This is a genomic window from Actinocrinis sp. (genome assembly GCF_035650855.1).
Lineage (GTDB): Bacteria > Actinomycetota > Actinomycetes > Streptomycetales > Catenulisporaceae > Actinocrinis.
On the sequence record NZ_DASRGV010000390.1, the window covers coordinates 1 to 4,850 of the forward strand.

Consider the following 4,850-nt stretch of genomic DNA (forward strand, 5'->3'; position numbering starts at 1 on the left):
GGGCCTGTCGGGCGTCAGGGACGCCTACGAGACGGGGCGCGGCACCTTCCGGATGCGGGCCACCGCTTCGGTGGAGAACGTCACCCCGCGCCGCAAGGGCATCGTGGTCACCGAGCTGCCGTACAACGTCGGCCCGGAGCGGGTGATCGCCAAGGTCAAGGAGCTGGTGCAGAGCAAGAAGATCCTCGGCATCTCGGACCTGAAGGACCTGACCGACCGGACCAACGGGCTGCGGCTGGTCATCGAGGTCAAGAACGGCTTCAACCCCGAGGCGATCCTGGAGCAGCTGTACAAGCTGACCCCGCTGGAGGAGTCCTTCGGCATCAACAACGTGGCGCTGGTGGACGGGCAGCCGCTCACGCTGGGCCTCAAGGAGCTGCTCGAGGTCTATTTGGACCACCGATTCGAGGTGGTGCGGCGGCGCAGCGAGTTCCGGCGGCGCAAGCGGTCGGACCGGATGCACCTGGTCGACGGCCTGCTGATCGCGCTGCTGAACATCGACGCGGTGATTCAGACGATCCGCACCTCGGACAACGCGGCGAATGCGCGCGAGCGGCTGATCGCGCAGTTCGAGCTGACGGAGGTTCAGGCGAACTACATCCTGGACACTCCGCTGCGCCGGCTGACCCGGTTCGACCGGCTGGAGCTGGAGACCGAGAAGGAGAAGCTGGCCCGGGAGATCGCCGAGCTGACGGCGATCCTGGAGTCGGACGCGCTGCTGCGCAAGATGGTCTCCGAGGAGCTGGCGCAGGTGGCCAAGGAGTTCGGCAACCCGCGGCGCACCACGCTGCTCGAGGCCGCGGACGCGCCGGTGGCCGCCTCGGTCCCGCTCGAGGTCGAGGACGCGCCGTGCCGGGTGCTGCTTTCCTCCACCGGGCTGCTCGCCCGCATCGCGCTGCCGGGGGGCGGGGACGCGAGCGCGGCGGACGGCGACGCGGAGTCGGACGCGCGCCGGGCGAAGCACGATGCGATCGTCTCGGCGGTCGAGGGGACGCTGCGCGGTGATTTCGGGGTGCTCACCTCGGCAGGCCGCCTGGTGCGGGTCTCCGTGATCGACCTGCCCTCGTTGCCGGTCACCGCGGGGCCGCCGAACCTGGCGGGCGGCGCGCCGGCCTCCGAGTTCGTGGACCTGGCGGCGGATGAGAAGGTGCTGTGCCTCTCGACGCTCGACCCGCAGTCCCACGGCGTCGCGCTGGGCACGCTGCAGGGCGTGGTCAAGCGGGTGGTGCCGGACTTCCCGGCGAACAAGGACGAGTTCGAGATGATCACGCTCAAGGAGGGCGACCGGGTGGTCGGCGCGGCGGAGCTGCGCACCGGCCAGGAGGATCTGGTGTTCCTGACCACGGACGCGCAGCTGCTGAGGTTCTCCGCCGAGCAGGTGCGCCCGCAGGGCCGCCCGGCCAGCGGAATGGCCGGGATCAAGCTGTCTGACGGCGCGTCGGTGCTGTCGTTCGCGGCGGTGGATCCGGAGCGGGACGCGGTCGTGGTCACCGTCGCCGGCTCCAGCGGGGCGCTGCCGGGCACGAGCGCGGGCAGCGCGAAGATGACGCCGTATCAGCTCTACCCGCCGAAGGGCCGGGCCACCGGCGGCGTGCGCTGCCAGCGGTTCCTGCGCGGCGAGGACGCCCTGGTCTTCGCGTGGGCGGGCGCGGCTCCGGCCCGGGCCGCCGACGAGGCGGGCAACCCGGTGGACCTGCCGCCGCTCGACCAGCGTCGGGACGGCTCCGGCACCCCGCTGCGCAAGGCGATCGCCGTGGTGGCGCCGGGGGCGTGACGGTTGCAGACGCTGGCCCGGGCCTGCCGGTCGCGGGCGCGGGTCTGGGCTTGGCGGTCGCAGGCGCGGACGCGGGCCCGGGCTTGGCGGTCGCGGGCGCGGGTCCGTCGGTCTTGCGGAACACGCTGGGACCGAGGTCATCGGCGGTGTCTTCGCGGCGAGATCGGCGGGGCCGCGCCTCGACGCGAGCAGGGCGGCCTGCCGCCTGGTCAGACCTCGAACCAGACGATCTTGCCGTGCGCGGTGGTCCTGGTTCCCCAATCCAGCGAGAGCTGGTCGACCAGGTACAGGCCGCGGCCGCCCTCCTCGCCGTGCTGCACGGTGCGCAGCCGGGGCGCCGCCTCAAGTTCGTCGGAGACCTCGCACACCACCGTGTCGGCGCCGCGCAGCAGCCGCAGTCCGATCGGGCCGCGGCCGTACCGCAGCGCGTTGGTGACCAGTTCGCTGACGAGTAGTTCGACAACGTCGGCCACGTCACCGACGAGCGGGGAGAGGCCGCTGTCGTCGGCGTTGGCGACCGCCTCTTCGGCGGACCACTCGTGCAGGCAGCGGCGCACCAGTTCCCTGGCCCTGGCGGCGACGGTCGGCTGGCTGGTCAGCACCCAGGAGGCGACCTGGTTCTCGGGGAGCCGACCGAGCGAGGCGATGAGCAGCGTTGCGTCGTCGCTGCGGTGCGGCCCGATGAGCGCCTCGAATGCCGCGTCGCAGGCGGCTTCGAGCCGACGGCCGTCGGCCACGGCGAACCCGGTGGCGCCGGATGGCGAGCCCAGGCCGACCGGCGCGGACTTCGAGATGGCGCCGAGCAGTTCGTCGATCCCGCTCTCGATGTCCCGGTCGCGGCCCTCGACCAGGCCGTCGGTGTAGAGGGCGAGCGCGCAGCCGGGTTCGATGGTCAACGCGCGTTCCTCGAAGCGCTGGCCGCCGAGGCCGAGCGGCGCACCGGGTGAAAGCCCGACCAGGTCCGCTCCGCCGCCGGAGGTGGCCAGCACCGGTGGCGGATGGCCGGCCGAGGCCAGCGTGCACTCCCCGCTGACGGGGTCGTAGACCGCGTAGATGCAGGTCGCCAGGTGTGACTCGCTCATCGAGCGGGCCAGTTCGTCCAGTTCCCGCAGCACCAGCGCCGGGCTCAGGTCCAGTTGGGCGAGGGTGCGCGCCGCGGTGCGGAATTGGGACATGATTCCCGCCGCCGACAAGCCGCTGCCCATCACGTCGCCGACGACGAACGCGACCCGGCGGCAGGGCAGCGGGATGACGTCGCACCAGTCGCCGCCGACCTGAGCGCCCGCGGCGCCGTGCCGGTACCGGAACGCGACCTGTGTGCCGTCTACCGCGTCGAATCGCTGCGGCATGAGCGAGCGTTGCAGCATCAGTGCGGTATCGCGCTCGCGCATGTACAGCCGCGCGTTGTCCATCGCGACCGCCGCACGTGCGGCGAGCTCTTCCGCGGTTTCCAGATCGACGAGTGTGAATTCGTCTCGTTGCGTCGCGCGGGCAAACCGGACAGCCCCAAGGAGCGAGCCGCGCGCCTTGAGCGGAGCGACGATGCTGCGTTCCGCGCGTCCAGTGTCCTTCGCGTCGTGACCGTGCCTATCGGCGTCGGGCGTGTGTGGGGGTTGGCGCCCGGGGTCTTCCAGATGGAGGAACTGCGCACGTCCGCTGGCTATGCACTCGTAGAGTGCGGTACCGGGCTCAATCGGCGGAAGGCTGCGGCTGCTTCCGCGCAGTCGTGACCGCTTCTTTTGCGACGTCGTGCCGGTCTCGGAGGTGGCGGTCTGCCCGCGTGCCGCGACCGCGTGCATGTGGAGCGCTTGGTCAGCGGACTCGCCGGCTGCCAGCGCCGAGTACGCGATGGCAGCGACGGGCCTGGTTCCCGTTTCCGCGCCGCCTGACGGCTTCTCAGCGTCGAGGAGGTAGACGGTGGTCGCATCGCTGAACTGCGGAACGGCGACGTCCGCGAGCGTGGCTGCGATGCGGTCGATGTCCAGCGAGGTGCCGATGCGGCTGTTCGCGGCGTTCAACAGCGCGGTGCGCTCGTGCGCCGATCTCTCGCGCTCGGAGGCCTTCTGACGCTCGGTCACGTCCGTCGCGATCGCGGTCAGCCCGAGGACCCGGCCGTCCTCGGTCTGCAGCCTGGCGTAGGAGATGGACCAGTACCGCCAGGTGCCCGGTTCGGTGCTGCGGGTCGCGGTCTTGACCAGCTTGTCGACAACCGGTTCGCCGGTATCGAGTACTTGCTGCTGGAGCAGCGGGACGGTATCGCCGAGGTTCGGATTCACGTCCTCGGGGAGCAGGCCGATGTGCTCCTGTGGAGGGATGCCGTTGTAGTCGGCGAAGGCCTGATTGACCAACAGGTAGCGGCGCTCGGTGTCGTAGATCGCGATGCCGACCGGGACCTGGTCGAAGAGCGACTCGAACAGGGCCCGCTCGACCTCGATCCGCTGCGGATCCACGGCCGAGGCGGCGAACTGGGCCAAGCTCAGGCCGGGCTCAGATCCGAGGGTGGAGCGCAGCGGGGCGTTCGGTTCGGTACCGGATTCGGATTCGGTGTCGGTCGACGTATCGGATTCGGCGTCGAACGCGGCGGCGGATCCGGTGTCGGTGCTGGCTTGGGGGGCGGGCGCCGAAGCCCGTTCGTCGGGTTCGGACTCGGCCGGCTCGCAGGCTGATTCGACGGCGCCGGCCGAAGAGTCGCCGGCGGACGCATCCAAGGCGCTCTTCGAACGGTCGAAGGCTGCGGGCATGTACGGTCCTGGGAATCGAGAGCTGGCTGCCCGGACTCCTTCCCGCAAAGTATGATCTTTATATTGATCCACGACCGAGTTAGGCCACTCGGATGACACCCTCGGCGGCCGCCCGCTCGTCCAGCGCGTCCAAGATCAGCAGATCGCCCTCCAGCCACGGCAGCGCGCGGGCCTCGGCCGTCCCCGGCCGCACCCAGAGCAAGTCGTCGTGGCTCCCGCGCAGCGCCGGCTCGCCCTCCTCGATCGCGGCGAGGAAGGTGCGCACGACCATCGAACCGCCCGCGATCGCGTACTCCGGGCCGATCCGCTCCCCTACCCTGATCCGTACGCCGATC

At 71.0% G+C, this 4,850-nt stretch carries 3 protein-coding genes; 1 reads left to right on the forward strand and 2 read right to left on the reverse strand.

Features of this window, described 5'->3' with window-relative positions:
* A partial coding sequence (locus VFB40_RS27520) for a DNA gyrase subunit A (RefSeq protein ID WP_324855789.1) occupies positions 1-1,774 on the forward strand: 1,774 nt, incomplete at its 5' end.
* A 209-nt stretch (positions 1,775-1,983) separates the two neighbouring features.
* On the opposite strand, the gene VFB40_RS27525 is transcribed toward VFB40_RS27520, so the two are convergent.
* On the reverse strand, positions 1,984-4,515 hold the full coding sequence (locus tag VFB40_RS27525) for a SpoIIE family protein phosphatase (protein WP_324855791.1): 2,532 nt from the start codon (positions 4,513-4,515) through the stop codon (positions 1,984-1,986).
* Positions 4,516-4,594: 79 nt separating this feature from the next.
* On the reverse strand, positions 4,595-4,850 hold a 256-nt coding region (locus tag VFB40_RS27530), incomplete at its 5' end, for a hypothetical protein (protein ID WP_324855793.1).